This window comes from Staphylococcus sp. HMSC072B07 (genome assembly GCF_001815505.1).
Taxonomy (GTDB): Bacteria; Bacillota; Bacilli; order Staphylococcales; family Staphylococcaceae; genus Staphylococcus; species Staphylococcus simulans.
Genome location: NZ_KV820917.1, coordinates 62756 through 86045, shown reverse-complemented (window position 1 = coordinate 86045; position 23290 = coordinate 62756). Strand labels below are relative to the sequence as shown.

Genomic DNA, 23290 nt, shown 5'->3' with positions numbered 1-23290 from the left:
CAACACCGGAAGAGCCAGGCACACCTGAAAAACCGGAAGTTCCAACAACACCAGAGGAACCAACTGCACCAGCTGTTACTCCAGCTCCAAGCGTGGAACAACCAGCAGTTGAAAAACAAGAAAAGCCTTCTGAAGAAGCAAGTTCTAAAGAGAAGAAAGAAGCTTTACCAGACACAGGTGAAACAGAAAGCACAAATAACGCACCATTATTCGGTGGATTATTTGCAGCTCTAGGTTCAATCTTGTTATTCGGTAGACGTCGTAAAGACAATAAAGATAAACAATAAGTTTAACTAAAAAAATCTATCAATGATTTTTGGAACACATCTCATTTGAGGTGTGTTCTTTTTTTATACATAATGAAAGTAATAGGGATTAAAAGAAATTATTGAATTTGCAGCGTTTAAATAGATAAAAAGAAGAAAAGGTGATTTAATGACGAAAATGAGTGATTATCAATCTCCAATAGGAACATTAACGCTTGTAAGCGAAGATGATGTATTGACAGGTATTTATTACGAAGGACAAATTAATAAAGAAGATCCAAATATAGATAAAGTGGCATTAACCTCAGTGCCAGTTTTTAACCAAGTCAGGGATTGGTTAGATCGTTATTTTAAAGGGGAAAATCCAGAAATTAATTTTAAGTATCATGCTTCTGGTACTGAATTCAGAGAACAGGTATGGAATGAGCTTGTTAAAATTCCTTACGGTGAATTAGTAACGTATGGAGATATAGCACGTAAAATTGCACAGTTAAGAGGTAAGAAAAAAATGTCTGCACAAGCAGTTGGTGGAGCAGTAGGCAGTAATCCGATTTCTATTATTATCCCTTGCCACCGTGTGGTAGGCCACCATAACAAACTGACTGGATATGGTGGCGGATTAGATAGGAAACGTTATTTATTAGAATGTGAACATCATGACTTAAATCAATTTACGACTTAAATTTCTAAACATTGGTGTAAGAATTGCTCTGCTTGTTGGTATATTGTTTTAATATTACTATTAAACGAACGATCAAAATCGTGTTCATCACTATCGAGTGTAATTAATGTGGAATTAGGAATATATTGTTTCAACCGTTCGCTTTCACTAAAAGGAACATCAATATCTCTTGAAGCATGCGCAATAAAAATGGGAGGCAATTGTTTTAAAGCACGTGCACTTAAATTTAATTCAGTTTTTTCAGCATCTTGAATACCGACAAATTCATCCCACTGTCCGATGCCTCTTGTATATAAATAGAGTGGATAACGAAACTGAATCGGTCCTTCTGTAATCGGTTGTGATTGAATCATCATATCAATCATAGCTGAGTTCAGATGGGCCGTTTTCTTTTGGAATTCACTGTGCGGTAATTTGAATTCAGGCAAGTCCACTTTTGCATAACCATAAAAATCAATGACACCTTTAACAGTACGTTGAGATGCGATTTGCAAAGCTAAATAACCTCCGGAAGATCGTCCGAAAGTAAAGAGTGGCAAATCAGGATATATTTTATTGATGTTATCAAATACTAAAAAAGCATCATTTAAAATAGTGCCGATATTGGATTCGGGTGCTAACCGATAGGGTGCTTCCACTAAATGAAAATGTTGTGTCAGTATTTGAATTGCTTCATCAGATAAATCGTGAGGTGAACCCGCAATTAAACCACCACCATGATAATAGATGATGATACCTTTCGGTTGTTGTGAAAGGTGCGTACGTATATGAAGTTGGAAATTATCAGGTGTTTGTATGGTGTTTGTTTGTGTATCTATTAGAATCACTACTTTCTGCTTGAATAAGTCACTACAAATGACTTGTTAATAGTTTAAGCTTTTTTGAATAGAAAAACGAATCATAAATATATAAATAAGAGGGAATGACACACATGTTCATTCCCTCTTATTCATTAGCTATATTATTGAATGGATGCGCCAAGCAATCCGAATCCGATTGAAATAATGACTAATGCAACACCAAAAATAATAGAAACTTTTCCTGATAACTTACAAGTTTTATACAGTAAAACACTCAATAAATAACCAGAAAGTAAAGTCTGTAAGTTAAATACGCTAAGTACTTTATTACCTGGGTCAAATATATTCAAGCTTGTGATCGAAATTTTCACAATATCTAAACCGACAATCACTTGAATCACTAAGACAATCAGTGCTACTAATGAGCTGATTAACAGCGCAAATAATGTTCCCGCAAAAATGCTTTTCTTTTTCACATTAGATTTGAAAATACGCGCAATTGCCCAAACGATTAAAAATGCGATAAGTAAATAGAAAAGTTGTGAGAAGAGGCCTCCAATAACAGTGACTGGTCCCATAAACGATCTAGCTTGTTCAACTTGTGCTTGATTCATATTTGGATTGGTTTGTTTCATGAGTTCTGTCCAATCACTAAAAGCGAAAGTCAACCATAGTGAACCAATAACTACGACAATCCAAATAATTAAATTAAGTATCCATTTTGGACGTTCTCTGAATTTGCTAAAGGAATCCCCTAGCAGTAAGTTAGAATTTTCCATATGCTACTCCTTATGTAAGATTTATTAAGAGCGTATCATAGTCATTAATTTTAATAAATGGTTTTTCTAAAAATGATAAAATTTTTTATTGATGTTTTAATCATTTGATTTCATTGTTAATGAGCGTTGCTTAAATTAGTAGACAACTTTAAAGATTATAAATATCTAACTTTATTAATGTAAAGGTATTCATTTATTTTTAAGTTGTGATATTATGCAATTGTGAGTTTAAAATTAATCGTTAGGAGAGAGAATTAGTGTGAAAAAGAAAATGACATGGATAATTTCAATCATTGCGGCAATTCTACTATTATTTATTATCGCAATCATTGTTAAAAATGCTGAAGGCACATCAAATAAGGAAAATACATATAGTGTCTATAAAGCTAAAAAAGAAAGTCCGCTAACTATGCAAGGTAAAGCTTCTCCAGAAACAGTGAAGTCTTACCAAAATAATTCAACTATCGGTACATATATCAATACTACTGTTTCAAATGGTCAAGACGTTGAAAAAGGTCAACAAATTATCAGCTATGATACGAGCCAGAATCAACGTCAAAGCTTACTTGATAAAGTGAACCAATCAGAACGTGCAAGACAAAAAGCGCAAGAAAGTGTCAATCGTGCACCAAATGATGAGCAAGCCAACGAACAACTATCAGAAGCACAAGCAAACTTAAATAAAGCGAACCAATCATTAAATCAATTTGATCAACAAATTAACGATAGCTTATTTGCGGCTTTCCCAGGAAAGATAGAAATTATGCAAGAGGATTATCCTAATGAAGGTGAAACGATTCTTCAATTAATTTCAAAAGATCCGCAAATCAAAACAACAGTAACTGAATATGATTTGAATAAAATTAAAGAAGGACAAAAAATTGAATATAAGGTCAACAGCACAGGTGACAAAGGGACAGGTGAAGTTATAAAGATATCTGAACTTCCAACAAGTTATGAAGACAGTCTGAATGAAAATGCGATGAGTGGTGCTTCTGCTGCAGGTGCTTCTGAAGAAGAAGGAGCAGGACAAGCTTCGAATCCTGTTATGAATGATGTATCAGGTAAAGACAGCTCAAACGATGCTTCGAAATATAAAGTGCTTATTGGTCATTTATCTTCTCCAGTACGTGCAGGTTTATCACTAGATGCTTCTGTCGCTACTGACAAAATTAAAATTCCTCAAAATGTATTGGACAAAGATAATACAGTTTATGTTCTAAATAAAGAAAATAAAATTGAAAAACGTAAAATCAAAGTAGAAAAGAAAGAGGGTTCTATTTACGTTAAGTCAGGATTGAAAGAAGGAGAACGTTTAGTTCAAAATCCTAAATCATCTCTAAAAGAGGGAGATAAGATTGAGGTGAAAGAATGATTAAGTTAGAAAACATCAATCGTTCTTTTAAAAATGGAGATAAAGTGAATCATATCTTAAAGGATATTTCCCTGGAAATAAAAAAGGGCGAGTTTATCGCAATTATGGGACCTTCTGGTTCAGGTAAAAGTACGTTGATTAATATCATAGGTTTCATTGATAGAGGCTATGAGGGCGAATACTTATTTAATAACAACAATTATAAAAAGAGTTCGGATAATCAATTAGCTGAAATTAGAAACCAAGTTGTAGGTTTTGTCTTTCAAAATTTTAAATTGATACAAAATAACACAGTGCTAGAAAATGTAAGTATTCCTTTAGTTTATGCAGGTATCGGAAGTCAAGAACGAAAGCAGCGTGTTTTAAATACACTGCATAATGTCGGGCTCTACGATAAAGAAAATTTTGTGCCAAATAAATTATCTGGCGGTCAACAACAACGGGTGGCAATTGCGCGTTCCATAGTGAATCAACCAAAGTTTATTATCGCAGATGAACCTACGGGTGCACTCGACTCAAAAACTTCAGAAGATATAATGGAATTATTTATACGTCTGAATCAAGAACAAGAGACAACGATGATTATGGTGACACATGATAGAGCAGTAGCTGAAAAAGCAGATCGCATCTTCCACATCTTGGATGGGCGCATTCAGGAAGAAGAGGTGATAAAATGAGTCGATTATCTAATATACTCATTGTTTCACTACGTTCAATCATGAAAAATAAGCGACGTAATATCTTCACGATGATTGGGATTATTATTGGTATTGCGGCTGTGATTACTATCATGGCTTTAGGAAATGGATTCAAAAAGACCGCAAATGAACAGTTTTCAGATTCAGGTGCGTCTAAAGATGCTGCGCTTATTAGCTTTATGCAGTCTACGGATGCTGATATAAAAACAGAGCCTTTTGCACCTAGCGATATTCAATTAGCGGAAAGAGAAAAAGGAGTAGAAAAAGCACAGATTAAAAAAGATAAAGATCAAGCATTTACAGCTAAAGTGACGAATTCACGTAAAAATGGCAATGCAAATATTTACGTGAAGGACCAATTTAGCAATGTAGATGAAGGTCACGGTTTTAATCAAGGTGATAATGCGATTGAAAACAAAGTTGTAACCATTGATAAGAAATTAGCTGAGGATTTATTTGATAAACCTAAAAAAGCAGTTGGACAATCACTATATATTAATGGACAAGGATTTAAGATTGTCGGTATAACCACGGGTGATGGCTTTGAAAATAATGTCGTACATATGCCGACACAAACGCTTGAACATTATTTACCCAATCTAACGCAAGATTTTGCACAGTTAGAAGTTAAGATCGAAGATGGTCATAACAAAAAAGAAGTAGGTGAACGTGTCGCAAAGGTGTTATCGAAAAAAGGAAGCGGCCAAGCAGCAGGTAGTTATCAATATTCAGATATGGAAGAAATGATGAAAGGCATCAGTAAAATATTTGATGGAATTACGTACTTTGTAGCAGCAGTCGCAGGTATATCTCTATTCATTGCAGGTATTGGTGTGATGAATGTGATGTACATTTCCGTTGCGGAGCGTTCAGAAGAAATCGCAATACGTCGCGCGTTCGGTGCTAAAGCAAGAGATATTGAGATACAATTCTTAGTTGAAAGTGTCGTACTTTGTTTAATAGGTGGCATTATCGGATTATTATTAGGTATCGGAATTGCTTCGCTTGTCGATGTAGTCACACCTGATTATATCAAGAGTGCTGTAAGTTTAGGATCTGTTTTACTCGCAGTGGGTGTATCAACTTTAATTGGTATTATATTCGGTTGGATACCAGCACGTGCAGCAGCTAAAAAAGAATTGATTGATATTATTAAATAAAAAGAAAGCAGACCGAGAGTTGAAAAGTTCTCTGGTCTGTTTTTCTGGATATATAGCACTTCAGCAGTTGATATTATAAAATAGTGGTATATGTGAAAAGAAAGAAATTGTAAAAAGAGAAGGGGCACAAACATGGATATTAAACAAATGGGATATTTTATTGCAGTTGTACAACATGGCGGTATGACAAATGCCTCTAAAGAACTTTATATTGCACAGCCCACAATCAGTAAAGCAATCAAAGATTTAGAAAATGAACTGGGCAGTGCGCTATTTGATCGTAGTAAACGTCATTTAACTTTGACAGACAGCGGAGAGATTTTCTATAAGAAATCATTGGAAATTATGAATTTGTTTGAGAACCTACCTAAAGAAGTGAATCAGTTAAAAGGACTTGAAGCGGGTCATATCAGTATTGGATTATCAGCTGTTATGAACATGAATAAATTCATTGATACACTAGGTAATTTCCATCAAATGTATCCAAATATTACGTACAATTTGGTAGAGAATGGCGGGAAGGCATTAGAATCTCAAATCATCAATAATGAAATTGACATTGGCATTACAACTTTGCCTGTAGACAGTGCTATCTTTGAATCTATTCCACTTTATACAGAGGATATTTTGTTGGTTGTTAGTGAAACACATCCATTCGCTGGACGTGAAATGGTAGAAATGCATGAGTTAGCAAATGAAGATTTTATATTGTTTAATGAAGATTTCTATTTAAACGATAAAATTATTGAAACAGCTAAACGTTCTGGTTTTGTGCCTAAGACTATTTCCAAAATTTCGCAATGGAACTTTATCGAAAACTTATTAACAGCTGGATTAGGAGTCAGTATCCTACCAGAAAACATTGTGAAAATGCTGCGTGGGCCTATTCATAGTGCGAAAATTAATGATGCTTCTATGAGATGGCAACTAGGTGTGATTTGGAAAAAAGAAAAGTATATCAACTATGCGACAAGAGAATATATTGATTACATGAAATCATCATTAACTATATAAAACTAGACAAAGGACGTCACTTTTTGCGACAGCATAAGGGCGTCCTATTTTTATTAGATTGTAATATACCTAAAGGGGGTATATGATAAATGTGGGAGTAAAGAAAGGGTGAAAGGTATGTTGAAAAGAATCGGAATGGTTTTGTTAACGTCGTCTCTGATACTTACCGCTTGTTCAAATGATCAAGAGGACACACAAACCTCAAGTCAAAATGCTCAAAATACAACACAAGATAAACAGACTTCAAAAGAGGGAGAACATCACATGGGGCATCATCATGGTCAAATGCCTGAACATATGCATCATGCACGTCACAGTCAGTTTGATGAGGGGGATGATGTTAGATTAAAAGAAGGCCACATGCCAGGCATGATGAATGCTGACGGTAAAGTTAAAGGCGCTTATAATACATGTGTGTACGAAGTCAGCTATCAACCAACTGATGGCGGTAAAAAAGTTTCTCATCACAAATGGGTCGTGAATGAGGAAATAGAAAATGCACCGAAAGAAGGTTTCAAAAAAGGGGACACTGTTACTTTGAAAGCAAATCATATGAAGGGTATGAAAGGTGCGAAAGCAACAATCGATAAAGTAGAAAAAACAACAGTTTATACAGTGGACTATAAAGATAAAGATAATGGCAAGATGATTAAGAATCATATGTGGATGACTGAAGATGAATTGTCACCAAGATAAGTAAAGTTCACTAAAATATCATAATGGGGTATAAAGCGAATGTTTAAAAGGTTGCACAGATCATACAATTATATTTAACGGTATTTTCAATGCTTTCATTTCTAAAGTAAGACAGTTGTTCGGTAAAATGAACAGCTGTTTTTGTGTGCTTTTAAATTTATTGTTAAGACTGTCAGAAAGGGGTATATACGTTATGGAACAAGATTGATGGTAACAAAAGTTCGTATTTGGAAGAAAAGTAATCGATGTTATCGCTTTCATAGAAAAAAGTAATAGGTAGTATCTAAAATCGATATTTTTATTATACACAGAATTGTCATAGAATAAGGAATGTAAGTCAAAAGAATGTGTATAAATAGTGATGGACACTAGATTCAGACACCAGAATCGATTTGGAAATGACCATTTATACGCTTATTTTTAAGGAAAGGTGTTAGCTTATGACATCGAAGGTTTTAAAGATTATCTTCCAAATTATCTTGATTATGGGCATCACGTATTTAGGCAACACCCTTCAGCACCTTTTGCATATTCCATTAGCTGGAAGTATCGTCGGCCTAGGACTCTTTTTCCTACTATTACAATTTAAAATTATACCTGTCAAATGGGTCGAAGCGGGTTCCAACTTCTTGCTAACAACGATGGTGTTTTTCTTTATCCCTTCCGTCGTTGGTGTAATGGATATCATAGGTGACATACACCTCAACTTTATTTTGTTCTTCGGCGTCATCATTCTCGGAACAATAGCTGTCGCTTACGTCTCTGGGCTAATTGCTGAGAAGATGGCCAGAAGACAACATGGTGGTAAGGGGAGTCACACATCATGATTATTTTAAAAGACATCATAATGATAGTACTGACAGTGGTTATGTATCTTGCAGCGAAGAAGCTGCACAAGAGATTTCCTAGCCCATTCTTAAATCCAGCCCTAGTTGCTTCAATTGGAATTATAATCGTGTTATTGTTGTTCCATCAGAATTATAATTCTTACATGGCAGGCGGCCATTTAATTAATTACTTGCTGAGCTGTACGGTTGTTTGCTTAGCTTATCCGCTTTATATCAATCGTCATAAAATATTTGAAAACTTCAATATTATTTTTACAAGCGTATTGACTGGCGTATTACTCAATTTTGTGTTAGTTTATTCGTCGTTGAAGATTTTAGGCTTCAATAAAGAAGAAATTGTCACATTATTACCGCGTTCCATCACAGCAGCGGTTGGTATCCAAGTATCTCACCAAATGGGCGGTGCAGATACAATTACAGTACTATTTATTATTACCACTGGCTTAATCGGCAGTATGCTCGGCTCATTGCTGTTGCGTATGGGGAACTTTAGAACTTCCATTGCAAAAGGGCTTGCATTTGGAAATGCATCACATGCGTTCGGAACAGCAAAAGCCTTAGAATTAGATTTAGAATCAGGTGCATTCAGTTCAATTGGTATGATTCTGACTGCAGTCATCAGTTCAGTGTTGTTACCAATCCTGATTATTCTTTTTTATTAGCATTAGAATATATAGACACACTTTGCATAACGCAGCATCAAACACTAACTAAAGGGTAGTTTGAATACAGTTACTTTTTTAATGAATAGAAAGGGGCTATTTTTAAAATGGCAAAAATTAAAGCAAATCAAGCACTTGTAGAAGCTTTACTACAATGGGATATTGATCACTTATATGGTATCCCAGGCGACTCTATTGATGCAGTAGTTGATAGTTTACGTACAGTAAGTGAACAAATTAAATTCTATCATGTTCGTCATGAAGAAGTAGGAAGCTTAGCAGCTTCAGCTTACACAAAACTTACTGGTAAAATCGGCGTATCATTAGCAATCGGTGGTCCAGGTGCGATCCACTTATTAAATGGTATGTATGACGCTAAAATGGATGGCGTTCCTCAATTAGTGCTAGTAGGTCAATCTAATAGTACTGTACTTGGTACTAAAGCTTTCCAAGAAACAAATTTATTATCATTATGTGAAGATGTTTCAGTATACAACCGTCAAATCTCAGAAAAAGATGACGATATCTTTGGTATCGTAAACGAAGCTATTAAAACAGCTTACGAGAAAAAAGGTGTGGCAACTTTAATCTTGCCTAACAACTTATTAACTAACAAAGTTAAAGATACAACTAATAAAGTTGTAAACAAAAAACGCCCAACAATCCCAGCACCAAACACAGCTAAAATTAAAAAAGCTGCAAAATTAATTAATAAAGCTAAAAAACCTGTAATGTTAATGGGTACTGGTGCAAAACATGCTGGACCTGAAGTAGAAGCTTTAATCAATAAAGCACAAATCCCTACAATCATCACTTTACCAGCTAAAACAATCATTCCAGATGACCACCCATATAACTTAGGTAACATCGGTAAAATCGGTACAAAACCTGCATATCAAGCAATGCAAAATGCTGACTTATTAATCATGGTAGGTACAAACTATCCATATGTTGACTACCTTCCTAAGAAAAATATCAAAGCCGTTCAAATCGACATTGATCCAAGTGCAATCGGTCACCGTTTCAAAGTAAATGCTGGAATTATCGGTGACGCTAAAATCGCGTTAACTGAATTAACAAACCTTGTTAAACCAGTTAAAAACCGTAAATTCTTAAAAGAAGCATTAGATAACATGGCTACTTGGAAAGAATGGATGGAAAAAGACCTTAACAATGATTCTTATCCAATCCGTCCAGAACACTTGATGCAAGCTATCAACAGAGAAGCAGACAATGACGCTGTATTCTCAATTGATGTTGGTACTTCAACAGTATGGTCAACACGTTACCTAAACCTTAAACCAAGCAACGAATTCATTATCTCAAGCTGGTTAGGTACAATGGGTTGCGCGTTACCAGGTGCAATTGCATCTAACGTAGCATTCCCTAACCGTCAAGTTATCGGTATCGCTGGTGACGGTGGTTTCCAAATGGTAATGCAAGACTTCGCAACAGCTGTTCAATATAACATGCCAATGGTTATCTTCGTATTGAACAACAAACAATTAGCGTTCATCAAATACGAACAACAAGCAGCTGGTGAATTAGAATATGCAATCGACTTCTCAGATATGGATGTTGCTAAATTCGCTGAAGCATGCGGCGGTGCTGGTTACACATTAGAAGATCCAGCAGACATCGATACTGTTGTTGAAGCTGCATTAAATGAAAACAGACCAACAATCGTAAACGTACATGTTGATGCGAACGCTGCACCACTTCCAGGTAAAATTGTACCGGATGAAGCAATCAACTATGCTAAATGGGCATACAGATCTATTACTGAAGATAAAAAATTAGACTTTGATGAAATCCCACCACTTTCAGTAGCAGCTAAACGTTTCTTATAATATTTAAGAAATGAACTGAATACTCAATTTCGACGAGTAGTGCATTTTGCATTACTCGTCTTTTTTTTACATCGAATTAATATTGAAATATTCTGTCAACTCTACTATACTCTAGTTATTCATGAAAAAATACATAGAGCGAAAGCAGGCGATACATGTGGACTTTTTTTATTTTCCAGTAGATGAAGACATAAAGTTAGCACAACCTGAAACATTCATGGCTGAACCTTTATTTCAAGTGATTGAACAAGATAGAGCATTTCTTTCAACGTATTTACCGTTCATTGATCATACCTTAACGGTGGAAGATGAACTCAACTTCATTAAGTTAATGTTGAAGAAACAGGCTGCAGGTGAACATCGCCTTTTTGTGATTTACTATCGAGACCAAGTAGTTGGCACTATTGATATACAGCAAATTGATTTAGAAAATAAAAAAGCTTTCGTAGGATATTGGTTGCAGAGTAAGTATAATGGCTTAGGAATCATTGCCCGTTGCCTACATAAAATCTGTGATTTCGCATTCAATACTTTGGATTTAAATAAGTTATCGTTGCACATCAACACTAAAAACAAAGCCAGTCAAAAAGTCGCAGAACGTGCAAACTTCCGTTTTGTTGGAACGGATAAAGATGAGTCATTTGAACGTGGACAATTTGAAGACTTTCATAGATACGCTTTGCTGAAACATGAATTCAATACAGAAACTTCATTGTAAATTAAGATAACACTTATCAACTTTATAAAAACGTTGTTATACTGATGTTATAAAGAAAGATAGGAGTTGTCGGTGTTGAGCGAACGTAAATTAGTGGCAGAAACAGAAATTGAAGTAAACGGCTATGATATTGATGCGATGGGTATCGTCAGCAATATTGTCTATGTCCGTTGGTTTGAAGATTTAAGAACAATATTTGTAAATAAGCATCTAACCCCTTCTGAAATGTTGAAACAAAATATTTCACCTATACTTATGCATACTGAAATTGATTATAAGATACCACTTACTATTCACGACAAACCCGTTGGCAAATGCTGGTTAACGAAAATCAGTCGTTTAAAATGGTTGTTTGAATTTGAAATCAGTACAGGTAATCAAATCCATTGCCAAGGTATGCAGTATGGCGGGTTCTACAATATTGTTGAACAAAAAGTAGTACCAGTACCTGATGCTTTCAGAGTTTTATAAGCTACATTAAATCTTCGGAAAATGTATGTTTTTCGAAGATTTTCATATACATAGAAAGAGGATTGATAGTCATGACTGAACATCCGCATTTAAAAGCTATAAAAGCAGCATTTCCTCAAACAATTCCAATTTCCGCAGGGTTTTCATTTATTGGTATTGCTTACGGTATTTATATGCATTCATTAGGCTTCCCACCAATTTATGCGATGCTGATGAGTTTGTTGATTTTTGCAGGATCCATGGAATTTGTGGCCGGAAGTTTATTATTAGTTCCATTTAATCCATTAAGTGTCTTCGTATTGACACTTATGCTGAATTCCAGACACTTATTTTATGGTATTTCCATGTTGGACCGATTTAAAGGGACAGGAAAATATAAGCCATACTTAATTTTTGGGATGTGTGATGAAACCTTCGTAATTAATAATATGGCGAATGTACCTAAAAATGTCGATAAGACCTTATTTATGTTCTATGTCACATTATTAAATCAATTTTATTGGTTTTTCGGTACGACAATCGGAAGTCTGTTCGGTGTCTTTATTAAGTTTGATACAAAAGGCTTAGATTTTGTGATGGTCGCTCTTTTCGTTGTAATCTTTTTAGAGTCTTGGTTGAAAGAAAAGAATCATGTAAGTTCATTAATTGGGTTGGCTATCCCTATAGTTTGTTTGGTCATCTTCGGACCTAATCAATTCATCTTACCTTCAATGATTTTAATTGTGCTCGCATTGACTATCCTCAGAGGATATTTCGCAAGAAAGGGTGTGGCTTAATATGACCTTAACCCAACAAATTTTAACGATTGCGGTTGTTGTGATTGGAACGATGTTGACTCGCTTCTTGCCGTTTTTAATCTTTTCTAAAGATAAAGAAACACCGAAGTTTGTACAATATTTAGGTGTTGTACTTCCAGCAGCGGTATTTGGTTTCTTAGTCGTTTATGCGTTACGTAAAACGCCTATCTTAACTGGCAATCATGGGCTGCCAGAGTTGATTGCGATTGTAGTGATTATTATCTTGCATATGATTAAACGTAATATGTTGATTTCAATTGCGGGTGGTACAATAGCTTATATGATATTAGTTCAATTTGTATTTTAAAAAGCAATCCTTACATTTACTTAATTTTTAAAGTGAAACGTAAGGATTGCTTTATTTTAGATGAAGGTAAGGAATTGTTATGATAAGAAAAGTTTTGAATACTATCGCAACTGTTGTTCTTCAAAGTGATTAAGTTTCCAAATAATCACAGATACTAACCAAAACAATAAGAATACGCCAACGAGCAGATAACCTAAATGATTAAATTCAATTGATGCAACTTCATCCCAAAAAGGACTGTGCAATTTAAAATGTTCGCCAATCATTTGTAGAATTTCTACAGTACCGATTATCAACGCAGCTATGACGGAGATGGCGGTAATGGTAATATTGTAATAAATTTTACGAACTGGTTTTAGAAATGCCCAGTGATAAGCAGACTTCATGAGCGCGCCATCTAGTGTATCTAATAAACTCATGCCTGCCGCAAATAATAATGGAAGTGCGATAATGCCAGCAAAAGGCAATGACTGTTCAGCAGCTCCAGATGATAATGCAAGCAAAGCAATCTCACTTGCAGTATCAAAGCCTAATCCAAATAGGAAACCTAATGGTAAAACGTGCCAACTTCTGTTGATGGATTTAAAATAAGGACCAACAAATCGTTGAATAAGCCCTCTAGAAGCTAACAATTGATCCAGTTCATCGTCAGAAACTTGTTCAAAGCGTAAACGCATAAATAAACGAATCAATGACATTAAGATGATTAAGTTCAAAATACCAATTAGTAGTAGAAATAGACCAGAAACCATCGTTCCGATGATTCCACCAATAGCTTGAAAGAGGGGCATCTGTTGCTGTGCCCATGATACTGAAACACCTAATAAAAGTGCCATGATAAAAACTACGCTGGAATGGCCGATAGAAAAATAGAAGCCAACACCTGACGGATTTTGTTTTTCTTGCATCAGTTTGCGAACTGTATTATCAATAGCTGCAATGTGGTCAGCATCAAATGCATGACGTAAACCTAGTGTATATGCTAAGATACCCATTCCGAATAAAATAGGGTGTGTATGTGCACCCATCCATAAACAAGTAACACCTATCAGGTGCAATAATATAATAATGATTAAATAAGGAAGCATATCTTTAATATGAGTAGTCCTGATGTTCAATAGCGTCATCTGCTTTCTGCATTTTATAATTTAGTCAATATAATAAATTAACTATGAAAGAACTCTATTATTTTAATACGAATAAACAAGTAAGTAAATAACTAAAAGAGAATGGAGCTATTGTATTGAAAAAGTGATTTTCAAGTCTGCATAGGGTAAGTGAAAATAAGGATATATAGTGAAAGAGAGGTTTTTATCTGTGTCAGATATTGATTATATTTCATCTTTTGATGGTGTGAATCTCTACAGTAAAATTACGTTAGGTGAACAGCCAATGGCTAATTTGATTATTGTACAAGGATTGTCAGAAGAATTAGATGACTATGATGGTGTGGCTTCAACATTTAATGAATATGATTATAATGTCATTCGTTATGATCAACGAGGTCATGGTAAAACTCCTGGTGACAAAAATCTTTATGAACATGTAGATATCGTCGTAGAAGATTTAAAGGCTGTTGTAGATTATGTTAAAGCACAATTGACAGGAAAAATATTTATTTTAGGCCATGGTGTAGGCGGTACAATAGCGACATTATTTGGTATACGTTATCCGAATGCAGTGCACGGTTATATTTCTGCAGGTGGTTTGTCTCCAACGGGGCAACCTGTCTTTCGTGATGATGTGGTGGATCATTCGGCAGAAATAGAAAATCAGGATGAAGAAGCGGATATTGAGAAACATAAAAGAATCAAAGCATTTAGAGAAGCGGTCCGAGATATGGATATCGAATTTTCTAAGTTTGAAGACAAAGTGTTGATTATGCATGGTGGCAGTGACCGCATTGTAAGTTCTGATGATGCAATCCAATTCTTCAAAGAAGCTAAAACCACACATAAATCATTAAGAATTTATGACGGGTTAGATCATGAGTTATTAAATGTAAGTTCGTATCGCGGTATGTTATTATCAGATATTGTAAATTGGTTAGATTTTGAATTATCTATGGAGAACATTGATAAGTAAGCACACCAAGAATAAACAACAATTCAACTGATTCAAGGAGTTTGAAAGAAAATGAAGAAAACACAACCGACCTTACATGATATTGCGAGAATTTCTGGCTTGTCGATTGCGACGGTCAATCAAATATTAGAAGATAAAAAGCATGTTTCTAATGATCAAGCACGTGCACGTGTAGTGGAAGCATTAGAAATGTTAGGCTATGAACCGAGTCGATATATTCAATCTTTACGCGGAGAAAGTATTAAAACAATCGCATTTATTATACCGAGACACGATGCTTATTATGCCTCTGTCATTGATGCGATTGAGCATCAACAAGGTTCAGAGTCTATTCGAATTATTGCGATGGCATCTAATGAACAAGTACAACGTCAAGATGAACTGATTGATTGGTTTGTATCACAACAAGTAGATGGTATTATTGTTTCGCCAGTTTCAGCACAAATGCGTATTTCAAAACGTTGGAGAGACATTCCAATGGTAATTATTGATAATCAAATTGAGGATGAACAGATACCTTACATTGGATTAAATCATGAAGATACAGCCTATCAAGCTGCTGAACATTTATTGAAACAAAACCATCAATCAATCGCTTTAATTTTAGGTAATCCTGCTTCTAGTGCAACAGCTGATACAAGAATGGGATATAAAGCAGCATTAGAAGATTTTGAACAACAAATGGATGAACGACTAATTTCATATCAATATACTGATTTAAGTTTACAAGCTACAGAAAAATACGGCTATGACACCGTCCAGCAACTCTTTGCGCAATCAAATCATCCAACTGCATTGATTGCTTCGAATCATGCGATGTTGTCTGGTATTTTACAAGCACTTAAAACAAAGGAATTAAAAGTGCCTGAAGATGTTGCAATTGTTACATTAGAAGAGAATAGTTGGAATAAAGTACATTATCCATCATTAACTGCTGTAGGTATTCATGCTGAAACTATCGGCGCATCAATTTTTGCACGCTTAAAACAATTTTTTGAAGGAGAAAGTGAACAAATTCAATCAGATTGGTTAATGGCACAGTTAAATGTCAGAGACTCTAGTGTGCACTCATCTAAAAATGAATAAAAAATAAACAGACTTAGAAACAATGTCTTAAAGAAAGGGAGAAAAGACAGGTTTCTAAGTCTGTTTTTTTAGGGATTTTAGAAATGATATACTAGGGATTTTTCAATCAAACGTCATCTCGGTTTGGGACAACTGAACGTGCATTTTGTCTGCATACGTGAATAAGGGCAATAGTAGAGACAACAATACTCATAATAATGGCTATGACAGCACCCGATTCTGGATGGTCAACGTGTCCTGTTTCTGGCAAGTCAGCGTATGATGCGGTTTCACCCTGATAGTGTGAGCCTGCATCTTCACTTTTTGAAGTTGTTGCTGATGCTTGATGCGCATAGGTTTGTCCTGCTGTTGCTTTTGAGGTTGTGGACTCAGTATCTGCTTCTTTACGATTTCTTTCTGCATCTGCGATATTTGTCTTTGAAACATTTTCTGCAAGGGAAGGATCGGGTTCAACATCAGCAGCTTGAGCCACATCAGTTGGATGCGATGTAGGGATAAATGTTTCAGTTGTTTGAGCAGTATCAGTATTTTCGACCAAAGCGGATAATTCAGCGGACTGTTCATTTGCGTAATCATGACTTTCAGCAGCATTCATCACTCCAGGCATATTAAAGAATAGTAAACCGCTTAAAGCTAGCGTAGAAACATGAAGCAAGCTTTTCTTTTTACTTAACTTCATAGGCATGAAAACAACACTCCTATTTCAAAATGAAAGTGTCATGTCATCCATGGTGTTATGAGTATGAGGTATAAACTGTCGGATGAAACAGACAAAACGACAACGAAGAAAATTGATATACACATGCGGATATGTGAGAGATAGATTTCTGGTGTACGGCTTTATGGGATAGTATTGCTTTCCGCAGTGATTCGGCGTTATCATCAATTTCTTCACTTCAAGCATGGCATAGGAATATTAAGCTAACTTAAAATTGAGTTTAAAAAAGGATAAACTTCGTAAATTTTCAGTATATTAGAACTTTTTAGGTATTAAATTGCTCAAAATCCTACGGTATCAAGCATTTTAGCTTTTACCCGATAAAATCACCCGAATTTGTTGGTTTAAAGTTATTTACTAAAGTGTTATAGTTGCTAATGGAAAATAATTTGTATAGACAAATAACAATAAAAGTCTAAAGGGAGTCTTTTAATGTTGTTTTAGGGTTAACAAGATTATTTTTATTAATGGTAAGTGTTTAAATTAATTGCTATCGTTTAAACTAATTGTGACAACTTTATAAACGTTATGATTATAATTACTCTTTATATTTAAAAATAAAGAGTAATAATAGTCATAATAAAGAGTTTGTGAAATTATTCGCAATTTGTTCACAAAATGTTTGCAAAAGGTATTGAAAACGCTTTATCAAAGGTAGTATGATGTCGGTGGTAGGAAAATTAAATATATAGTAGGAAAAGAGGTCATTTGGCATGGATATTATTTTGGGAACTGGGACGTTGTTGCTAGTCCTTCTAGCAATGTCGTTATTCTTAAAATTTGCTCCTTATGGTAAACAGGGGCTACAAGCACTTTCAGGTGCAGCATGTGCAACATTTTTACCGCAAGCATTCTTAAGTTATGCGATCGGTGGCGTGTTCCACTTGGAATTCTTCCAAAGAATTGGAGACTTAGCAGGAAGCTTAAGTGGTATTGCAGTAGGTATTTTAACTGGTTTGAAATTGGGAATCTCTCCAGTCTTCGCAGTTATCATTGGTTTAGTTTTACATGATCAAAAATTATTACCGGCATTTATCGCTGCTTACTTAGTGAGCTTCTTGATTAAATTGATCGAGAAAAAAGTACCAGAAGGCTTAGACTTAATTGTCGTAATCTTAGTCGCTCCGGCATTAGCATTCGGAATCGGCGGATTAATTTCACCAGGAGTAATGGCTGTGTTAAGACAAATCGGTGGTGCGATTACAGCAGTTGGTGACAATAATCCTTACGCTTTAGCAATTATTTTAGGCTTAATCATTCCGGTGGTAGGTATGACGCCATTAAGTTCTATGGTATTAACAAGTTTACTTGGTTTAACAGGTGTTCCGATGGCTATCGGTGCATTAACAACTACAGGTTCATCATTCGTTAACTTTATGATGTTCAGAGCACTTAAAATCGGCGGCTTAGGTAAAGCCTTCGCAGTTGCAGTAGAACCTTTAACACAAATCGATACAATCGCAAAATATCCGATTCAACTTTACGGCGCAAACGCCATAGTCGGTATGTTTACAGCGACAATTGTTACGATTGCAGGTTTAGTTATTAATGTAACGGGAATGGCAACACCAATAGCTGGTGCAATTGTATTGTTTGGATTTAACAAACCAATTCCATCACTTATTACTATCGCAGCTGTTATCGTGACAGCAATTATCCTTGGTTGGATTTTAGGTAAGATTATGAGCAAAATCAACTTCAAGAAACTATCAGACAAATTACCTGAAGGCAAAGCAGAACCGTCAAAAGCAAATTAATTAAGCATTTCTTATAAAGAGATTAAGGAGATGACAATACGCTATGGCACGTAAACATGATTACCAAAGCGCATTTGATATAATCGGTCCAGTTATGATGGGACCATCAAGTTCACACACTGCAGGTGCAGTAAAAATCGGTAACGCAGCAAGAATGGTACTTCAAGGAGAACCTGAAGATATTGAAGTTCATTATTATGAATCATTTGCACAAACACACTTAGGACACGGTACAGACGTTGCAATCGTTGGTGGCTTACTAGGATTCAGCACTTTCGACGAACGTATCAGCAATGCAGTAAACATTGCTAAAAACGATGGTATCGATGTTCGTTTCATCGAAGAAACAGGAAGAAGTTTAGGAGAGCATCCTAACTGTGCATTAATTAAAGCAAAACAAGGTGATCGTCACATCGAATTGAACGGAATCTCAATCGGTGGCGGAACTATTAAAATTAAAAGCATTAACGTCAATGGTCAATGTATTCTAATGAACCACGGCTTACCATTATTAGAAATCGATGGACCAACTGACAATGCGACAATCAACCATTTAATCAACGATTTAATCGAACACGGTGCAGACATCAACGAAGAAATCAAAACGATTAATCCAGATGGCTGTTTAATGGCTTTACACTTAAACAAAGCCTTACCAGAAGAAGCACTTAGCGATTTAAGAGAGAAATATAGCGACTTAAACTTTGCATATATAAAATAAAGAGGTGTAATGTATGTTTGATTCAATTAAAGAGATCATAGATTATGCGAATAAACATGATATGAAATTCTCAGAAATTATGATTGAAGAAGAGAAAGAATTAAGTGGGAAATCACGTGATGAAATCCGTGAACAAATGAGACAAAACTTACAAGTAATGCGCGACGCAGTTGAAAAAGGGACAACTGGCGAAGGCGTTAAAAGTGTAACAGGGTATACTGGTCAAGACGCAATTAAAATAAAAAATTATAACGAAAACAACCATGCGCTTTCAGGTAATGAAATGATGAGTGCCGTTATGGGTGCAGTTGCGACAAACGAAGTGAACGCAGCAATGGGTATCATTTGTGCTACTCCAACAGCTGGTTCCTCCGGTACAATTCCAGGTACACTATTCAAATTAGAAAAAACACATGGCTTAACTGAAGATCAAATGGTGGACTTCTTATTCACAGCAGCTATCTTCGGCCGTGTTGTAGCAAACAACGCAAGTGTTGCTGGCGCAACAGGCGGTTGCCAAGCTGAAGTTGGTTCAGCATCAGCTATTGCTGCAGCAGCAGCAGTTGAAACATTCGGCGGTAAACCAGAAGCTTCAGGTCAAGCAATGGCTATCGCAATCAGTAACTTATTAGGGCTAGTTTGTGACCCAGTTGCTGGTTTAGTAGAAATTCCATGTGTAATGCGTAACGCAATCGGTTCAGGTAACGCATTAATCTCAGCTGACTTAGCATTAGCTGGCGTGGAAAGCCGTATCCCAGTAGATGAAGTAATTGAAGCTATGGATAAAGTTGGACGTAACTTACCAGCTGAATTACGTGAAACTGGTCTTGGTGGTTTAGCAGGTACACCGACAGGTGAAGCAATCAAACGTAAAATCTTCGGTGACTCACAAGTTAAATCATAATTGCCTGATGAATATGTAAATTTCATTAAAAGTTAAATTGATAAATTCTAGAAACACGCAACCTGAAAAAGGTTGCGTGTTTTTATTTATAAAAACATAAGTTGTCACAAAATTCAAAATACATATTGCAATTTGTATCTTTTATGGGTAAACTAGTCAAAAGGGGATGATGGGATATGATAACAAGATTACTATACATTTTTATTGCTTTCTTCATTAACTCAGCCATTACGTTTTACCTGACAGATATCGGTACAATGATGAATAGTCTGTTGAAATCAATGTCTATCAGTATGATCATTGTATTCTTATTCTATTACACAAAGTTAATGATGGAGACCAAAGGGGAATAACTAAATAGTACGACTTAAAATGAGATGACTTCGGGGTACATCTCATTTTTATTTTGAATGAAAGGAAGGATTATCATGTCCACATTAGTAATTATTGCACATCCTGATATTCAAGAAGGCGACGTTAATCAAGTATGGAAGAAAACATTAGAAGATCGTTCTGACTTAGTGACGGTACATGACTTGTATCAAACTTATCCAGATGGAAACATTGATGTTGAACATGAGCAAGCGTTATTACAGAAACATGATTATATTATCTTTCAATATCCCATGTTTTGGATGAGTTATCCGCCACTTTTACAGCAATGGTTCGATGAAGTCTATACACATGGTTTTGCGTTTGATGGCGGTGACGCTTTAAAAGGAAAACATTTCGCATTAGCCATTTCATGCGGCCAACCAAAAGCACATTATAAAGAAGATGGACCGATAGGGTATACGATTGACGAAATTTGTAATCCATTAAAAGGTGTTGTTAATTTAATCGGTGGCCATTTCTTTGGCATTCATGCGATTTACCAAACGGATGACATCGATAATTTTGCGACTCTCGCAGAAAATGCTGATGAATATGTGGCATTTGTTGAAAGACTTCAAAAACAGTAACCACAAGCATTTTCCTTTAGACTCCTTGGTAGGTTCACTATACTATAGGTGACTACATAAGATGAGGAGCGAAAATAGTAATGGAACAACAAGCAATACGCGATCAAATTTTACAAGCATTTAATTTTAGACATGCGACAAAACGTTTTAATCCAGACAAAAAAGTGAATGCGGAAGATTTCCATACCATTATTGAAGCTGGGCGTCTTTCACCAAGCTCAATCGGTGCGGAACCATGGCGTTTTTTAGTCGTTCAAAATGAAGACTTACGTCAAAAATTAAAAAAAGTATCTTGGGGTGCACAAGGCCAATTAGATACAGCCTCACACTTTGTGATTTTACTTGCGCGTAAAAACGTACGTCCGGGTACAGAATATTTAACACATATTATGAAAGAAATAAAAAATGTACCAGATGATGTATTAGAAGATATGAATAAACGTTATGAAATGTTCCAAAATGATAGCTTGGATTTATATGAAAGTGAACGTTCATTATGGGACTGGGCAAGTAAACAAACATACATTGCCTTAGGTAATATGATGTCAGTAGCCGCATTTTTAGGTGTAGACTCTTGCCCAATTGAAGGTTTCAGTATGAAAGAAGTCACACAATTGCTTTCTGATGAAGGAATTATGAATGAAGATGAGTTCTTACCATCCGTTATGGTAGCTTTTGGTTATCGTGAAGAAGATCCGAAACGTGTCAAAACTCGTCAAGCATATGAAGATGTCATTGAATGGCTTGAATAGTTATTTATGAAAGACTTGAGCTTTAACAGCTTGAGTCTTTTTATTTTAATTGTCTGAATCTTGTGTTTCTTACCTTTGTTTCAATGCTATAATATTACCTATATTCTTGATTTATAAAGATGTAATACATATTAAAGGGGAGTTTTAAGATGGTAAGAATAAAAATGTTTGATGTCGCACCTTATGAAATTGACGCAATTAAAAATTGGTCAGCAGATCACCAAGTAGAAGTGGATTATGAAAGCAATCCTTTAACTATGGACAATATTGAACAAGTAAAAGGATATGATGGCTTATCATTATCTCATAATGGACCATTCAATCCTGAGATTTATAGTAAATTAGAAAGCTATGGTATTAAACAAATTGCACAACGCAGTGCTGGATTCGATATGTATGACTTAGAAGAAGCCAAAGCACATAATTTAATCATTACAACAGTACCCAGCTATTCACCAAGTTCTATTGCTGAATATGCAGTCACAGGCGCTTTGTATTTTGTGAGACAGTTGCCACTTATCAAACAACGTATGGAGAATCATAACTTTGTATGGGATGCACCATTGATTTCACGTCCTGTCAAAGATTTAACCGTAGCGATTATCGGTGTAGGACGTATCGGCAGTATTTCAGCGCAATTGTTCTCAAATTTCGGTTGTAAAGTTGTTGGTTACGATATCGAAGATAAGCCGGAATTAGAAAATATTGTTGAATTTAAAGATTCGTTAGAAGAGGCAATCGCACAAGCAGATATCGTTTCACTTCATGTCCCGGGAAATAAAGAGACGTACCATATGTTTAATCAAGCAACATTTAATCAGTTGAAAGATGGTGTGATCTTTGTCAACTGCGCACGTGGTATGGTTGTTGAGACACAAGCTTTGCTAGATGCATTGAATAGTGGTAAAGTAGCGGGTGCTGTTATCGATACGTATGAAAATGAGGCGCAATATTTCCGAAGAGATTTTTCAAATAGAGAAGTTCAAGATGAAACTTTATTAGAATTGATTGAACGTAATGATGTGTTAGCTTCTCCTCACATCGCATTCTTTACACACGAAGCTGTAAAAAATCTTGCTGAAGGCGGATTGAACAGTACTATGGAAGTGTTAGAAACAGGAGATGCACAAACAAGAGTCAACTAAAATGTTGTTGATAAATAAAAAGATAAAAGAAAGGAGG

General features: G+C 35.5%; 27 protein-coding genes. 23 read left to right on the top strand and 4 right to left on the bottom strand.

Features of this window, described 5'->3' with window-relative positions; translation table 11 throughout:
* On the top strand, positions 1-287 hold a 287-nt coding region (locus HMPREF3031_RS08920), incomplete at its 5' end, for an LPXTG cell wall anchor domain-containing protein (RefSeq protein WP_142351316.1).
* A gap of 148 nt (positions 288-435) precedes the next feature.
* Positions 436-948, top strand: a complete 513-nt coding sequence (locus HMPREF3031_RS08915; protein WP_002479836.1) for a methylated-DNA--[protein]-cysteine S-methyltransferase — start codon at positions 436-438, stop codon at positions 946-948.
* Here HMPREF3031_RS08915 and HMPREF3031_RS08910 read toward each other — a convergent pair.
* Positions 945-1775: an alpha/beta hydrolase gene (locus tag HMPREF3031_RS08910; RefSeq protein ID WP_002479835.1), complete on the bottom strand. Its 831-nt coding sequence runs from the start codon at positions 1773-1775 to the stop codon at positions 945-947. The two genes, HMPREF3031_RS08915 and HMPREF3031_RS08910, sit on opposite strands and share 4 nt — an antisense overlap.
* Positions 1776-1909: 134 nt before the next feature.
* Positions 1910-2527 carry a YIP1 family protein gene (locus tag HMPREF3031_RS08905; RefSeq protein WP_002479834.1) on the bottom strand — a complete coding sequence of 206 codons (618 nt, stop codon included), beginning with the start codon at positions 2525-2527 and terminating at the stop codon, positions 1910-1912.
* Positions 2528-2786: 259 nt separating this feature from the next.
* Between HMPREF3031_RS08905 and HMPREF3031_RS08900 the strand changes: the two genes are divergently transcribed.
* The 12 genes from HMPREF3031_RS08900 to HMPREF3031_RS08845 all read left to right on the top strand — a co-directional run bounded on the left by HMPREF3031_RS08900 (position 2787) and on the right by HMPREF3031_RS08845 (position 13123).
* Entirely contained in the window at positions 2787-3902 is a 1116-nt protein-coding gene (locus tag HMPREF3031_RS08900) for an efflux RND transporter periplasmic adaptor subunit (RefSeq protein WP_002479833.1), read from the top strand.
* A complete protein-coding gene (locus HMPREF3031_RS08895; protein ID WP_002479832.1) occupies positions 3899-4579 on the top strand; it encodes an ABC transporter ATP-binding protein in 681 nt (226 codons plus the stop codon). The genes HMPREF3031_RS08900 and HMPREF3031_RS08895 overlap by 4 nt, the downstream gene beginning before the upstream one ends.
* A complete protein-coding gene (locus HMPREF3031_RS08890; RefSeq protein WP_002479831.1) occupies positions 4576-5760 on the top strand; it encodes an ABC transporter permease in 1185 nt (394 codons plus the stop codon). Before HMPREF3031_RS08895 ends, HMPREF3031_RS08890 begins: the two co-directional genes overlap by 4 nt.
* Before the next feature lie 132 nt (positions 5761-5892).
* The gene (locus tag HMPREF3031_RS08885) at positions 5893-6774 is read left to right on the top strand and encodes a cidABC operon transcriptional activator CidR (RefSeq protein ID WP_002479830.1); all 882 of its coding nucleotides are present in this window, start codon (positions 5893-5895) and stop codon (positions 6772-6774) included.
* A gap of 117 nt (positions 6775-6891) precedes the next feature.
* Positions 6892-7470, top strand: a complete 579-nt coding sequence (locus HMPREF3031_RS08880) for a YdhK family protein (protein WP_031262486.1) — start codon at positions 6892-6894, stop codon at positions 7468-7470.
* 440 nt (positions 7471-7910) lie between these two features.
* On the top strand, positions 7911-8297 hold the full coding sequence (locus tag HMPREF3031_RS08875; protein ID WP_002479828.1) for a CidA/LrgA family protein: 387 nt from the start codon (positions 7911-7913) through the stop codon (positions 8295-8297).
* Positions 8294-8980, top strand: a complete 687-nt coding sequence (locus HMPREF3031_RS08870) for an LrgB family protein (RefSeq protein WP_070724828.1) — start codon at positions 8294-8296, stop codon at positions 8978-8980. Before HMPREF3031_RS08875 ends, HMPREF3031_RS08870 begins: the two co-directional genes overlap by 4 nt.
* A gap of 107 nt (positions 8981-9087) precedes the next feature.
* The gene (locus HMPREF3031_RS08865; RefSeq protein ID WP_002479826.1) at positions 9088-10830 is read left to right on the top strand and encodes a pyruvate oxidase; all 1743 of its coding nucleotides are present in this window, start codon (positions 9088-9090) and stop codon (positions 10828-10830) included.
* A 157-nt stretch (positions 10831-10987) separates the two neighbouring features.
* On the top strand, positions 10988-11548 hold the full coding sequence (locus HMPREF3031_RS08860) for a GNAT family N-acetyltransferase (RefSeq protein WP_002479825.1): 561 nt from the start codon (positions 10988-10990) through the stop codon (positions 11546-11548).
* Positions 11549-11620: 72 nt separating this feature from the next.
* Positions 11621-12019 (top strand): acyl-CoA thioesterase, encoded by a 399-nt coding sequence (locus tag HMPREF3031_RS08855; protein ID WP_002479824.1) that lies wholly within the window; start codon positions 11621-11623, stop codon positions 12017-12019.
* Between the two features lie 71 nt (positions 12020-12090).
* Positions 12091-12795, top strand: a complete 705-nt coding sequence (locus tag HMPREF3031_RS08850; protein ID WP_002479823.1) for an AzlC family ABC transporter permease — start codon at positions 12091-12093, stop codon at positions 12793-12795.
* Position 12796: 1 nt separating this feature from the next.
* Complete coding sequence (locus HMPREF3031_RS08845) at positions 12797-13123, top strand: branched-chain amino acid transporter permease (RefSeq protein WP_002479822.1); 327 nt, start codon at positions 12797-12799, stop codon at positions 13121-13123.
* Positions 13124-13224: 101 nt separating this feature from the next.
* Here the strand turns inward: HMPREF3031_RS08845 and HMPREF3031_RS08840 are convergent, their stop codons facing one another.
* Entirely contained in the window at positions 13225-14250 is a 1026-nt protein-coding gene (locus HMPREF3031_RS08840; RefSeq protein WP_037556071.1) for a HoxN/HupN/NixA family nickel/cobalt transporter, read from the bottom strand.
* 190 nt (positions 14251-14440) lie between these two features.
* On the opposite strand from HMPREF3031_RS08840, the gene HMPREF3031_RS08835 reads away from it, so the two are divergent.
* Complete coding sequence (locus HMPREF3031_RS08835; RefSeq protein ID WP_002479820.1) at positions 14441-15208, top strand: alpha/beta hydrolase; 768 nt, start codon at positions 14441-14443, stop codon at positions 15206-15208.
* A 51-nt stretch (positions 15209-15259) separates the two neighbouring features.
* On the top strand, positions 15260-16294 hold the full coding sequence (locus HMPREF3031_RS08830) for a LacI family DNA-binding transcriptional regulator (protein WP_002479819.1): 1035 nt from the start codon (positions 15260-15262) through the stop codon (positions 16292-16294).
* Between the two features lie 106 nt (positions 16295-16400).
* Here the strand turns inward: HMPREF3031_RS08830 and HMPREF3031_RS08825 are convergent, their stop codons facing one another.
* Positions 16401-16979: a prolipoprotein diacylglyceryl transferase gene (locus HMPREF3031_RS08825; RefSeq protein ID WP_002479818.1), complete on the bottom strand. Its 579-nt coding sequence runs from the start codon at positions 16977-16979 to the stop codon at positions 16401-16403.
* 746 nt (positions 16980-17725) lie between these two features.
* On the opposite strand from HMPREF3031_RS08825, the gene HMPREF3031_RS08820 reads away from it, so the two are divergent.
* The 7 genes from HMPREF3031_RS08820 to HMPREF3031_RS08795 all read left to right on the top strand — a co-directional run bounded on the left by HMPREF3031_RS08820 (position 17726) and on the right by HMPREF3031_RS08795 (position 23253).
* Entirely contained in the window at positions 17726-18769 is a 1044-nt protein-coding gene (locus HMPREF3031_RS08820; protein ID WP_002479817.1) for a PTS sugar transporter subunit IIC, read from the top strand.
* 43 nt (positions 18770-18812) lie between these two features.
* Positions 18813-19490, top strand: coding sequence for an L-serine ammonia-lyase, iron-sulfur-dependent subunit beta (gene sdaAB, locus HMPREF3031_RS08815; protein WP_002479816.1), 678 nt, complete (start codon positions 18813-18815; stop codon positions 19488-19490).
* A gap of 13 nt (positions 19491-19503) precedes the next feature.
* Complete coding sequence (gene sdaAA / locus HMPREF3031_RS08810; protein WP_002479815.1) at positions 19504-20394, top strand: L-serine ammonia-lyase, iron-sulfur-dependent, subunit alpha; 891 nt, start codon at positions 19504-19506, stop codon at positions 20392-20394.
* A 176-nt stretch (positions 20395-20570) separates the two neighbouring features.
* Entirely contained in the window at positions 20571-20747 is a 177-nt protein-coding gene (locus HMPREF3031_RS13455; protein ID WP_002479814.1) for a hypothetical protein, read from the top strand.
* Between the two features lie 75 nt (positions 20748-20822).
* Positions 20823-21356 carry an NAD(P)H-dependent oxidoreductase gene (locus HMPREF3031_RS08805; protein WP_002479813.1) on the top strand — a complete coding sequence of 178 codons (534 nt, stop codon included), beginning with the start codon at positions 20823-20825 and terminating at the stop codon, positions 21354-21356.
* Between the two features lie 80 nt (positions 21357-21436).
* On the top strand, positions 21437-22108 hold the full coding sequence (locus tag HMPREF3031_RS08800) for an NAD(P)H-dependent oxidoreductase (protein ID WP_002479812.1): 672 nt from the start codon (positions 21437-21439) through the stop codon (positions 22106-22108).
* Between the two features lie 149 nt (positions 22109-22257).
* Positions 22258-23253 carry a D-2-hydroxyacid dehydrogenase gene (locus HMPREF3031_RS08795; protein ID WP_070684395.1) on the top strand — a complete coding sequence of 332 codons (996 nt, stop codon included), beginning with the start codon at positions 22258-22260 and terminating at the stop codon, positions 23251-23253.
* Positions 23254-23290: the final 37 nt, after the last annotated feature.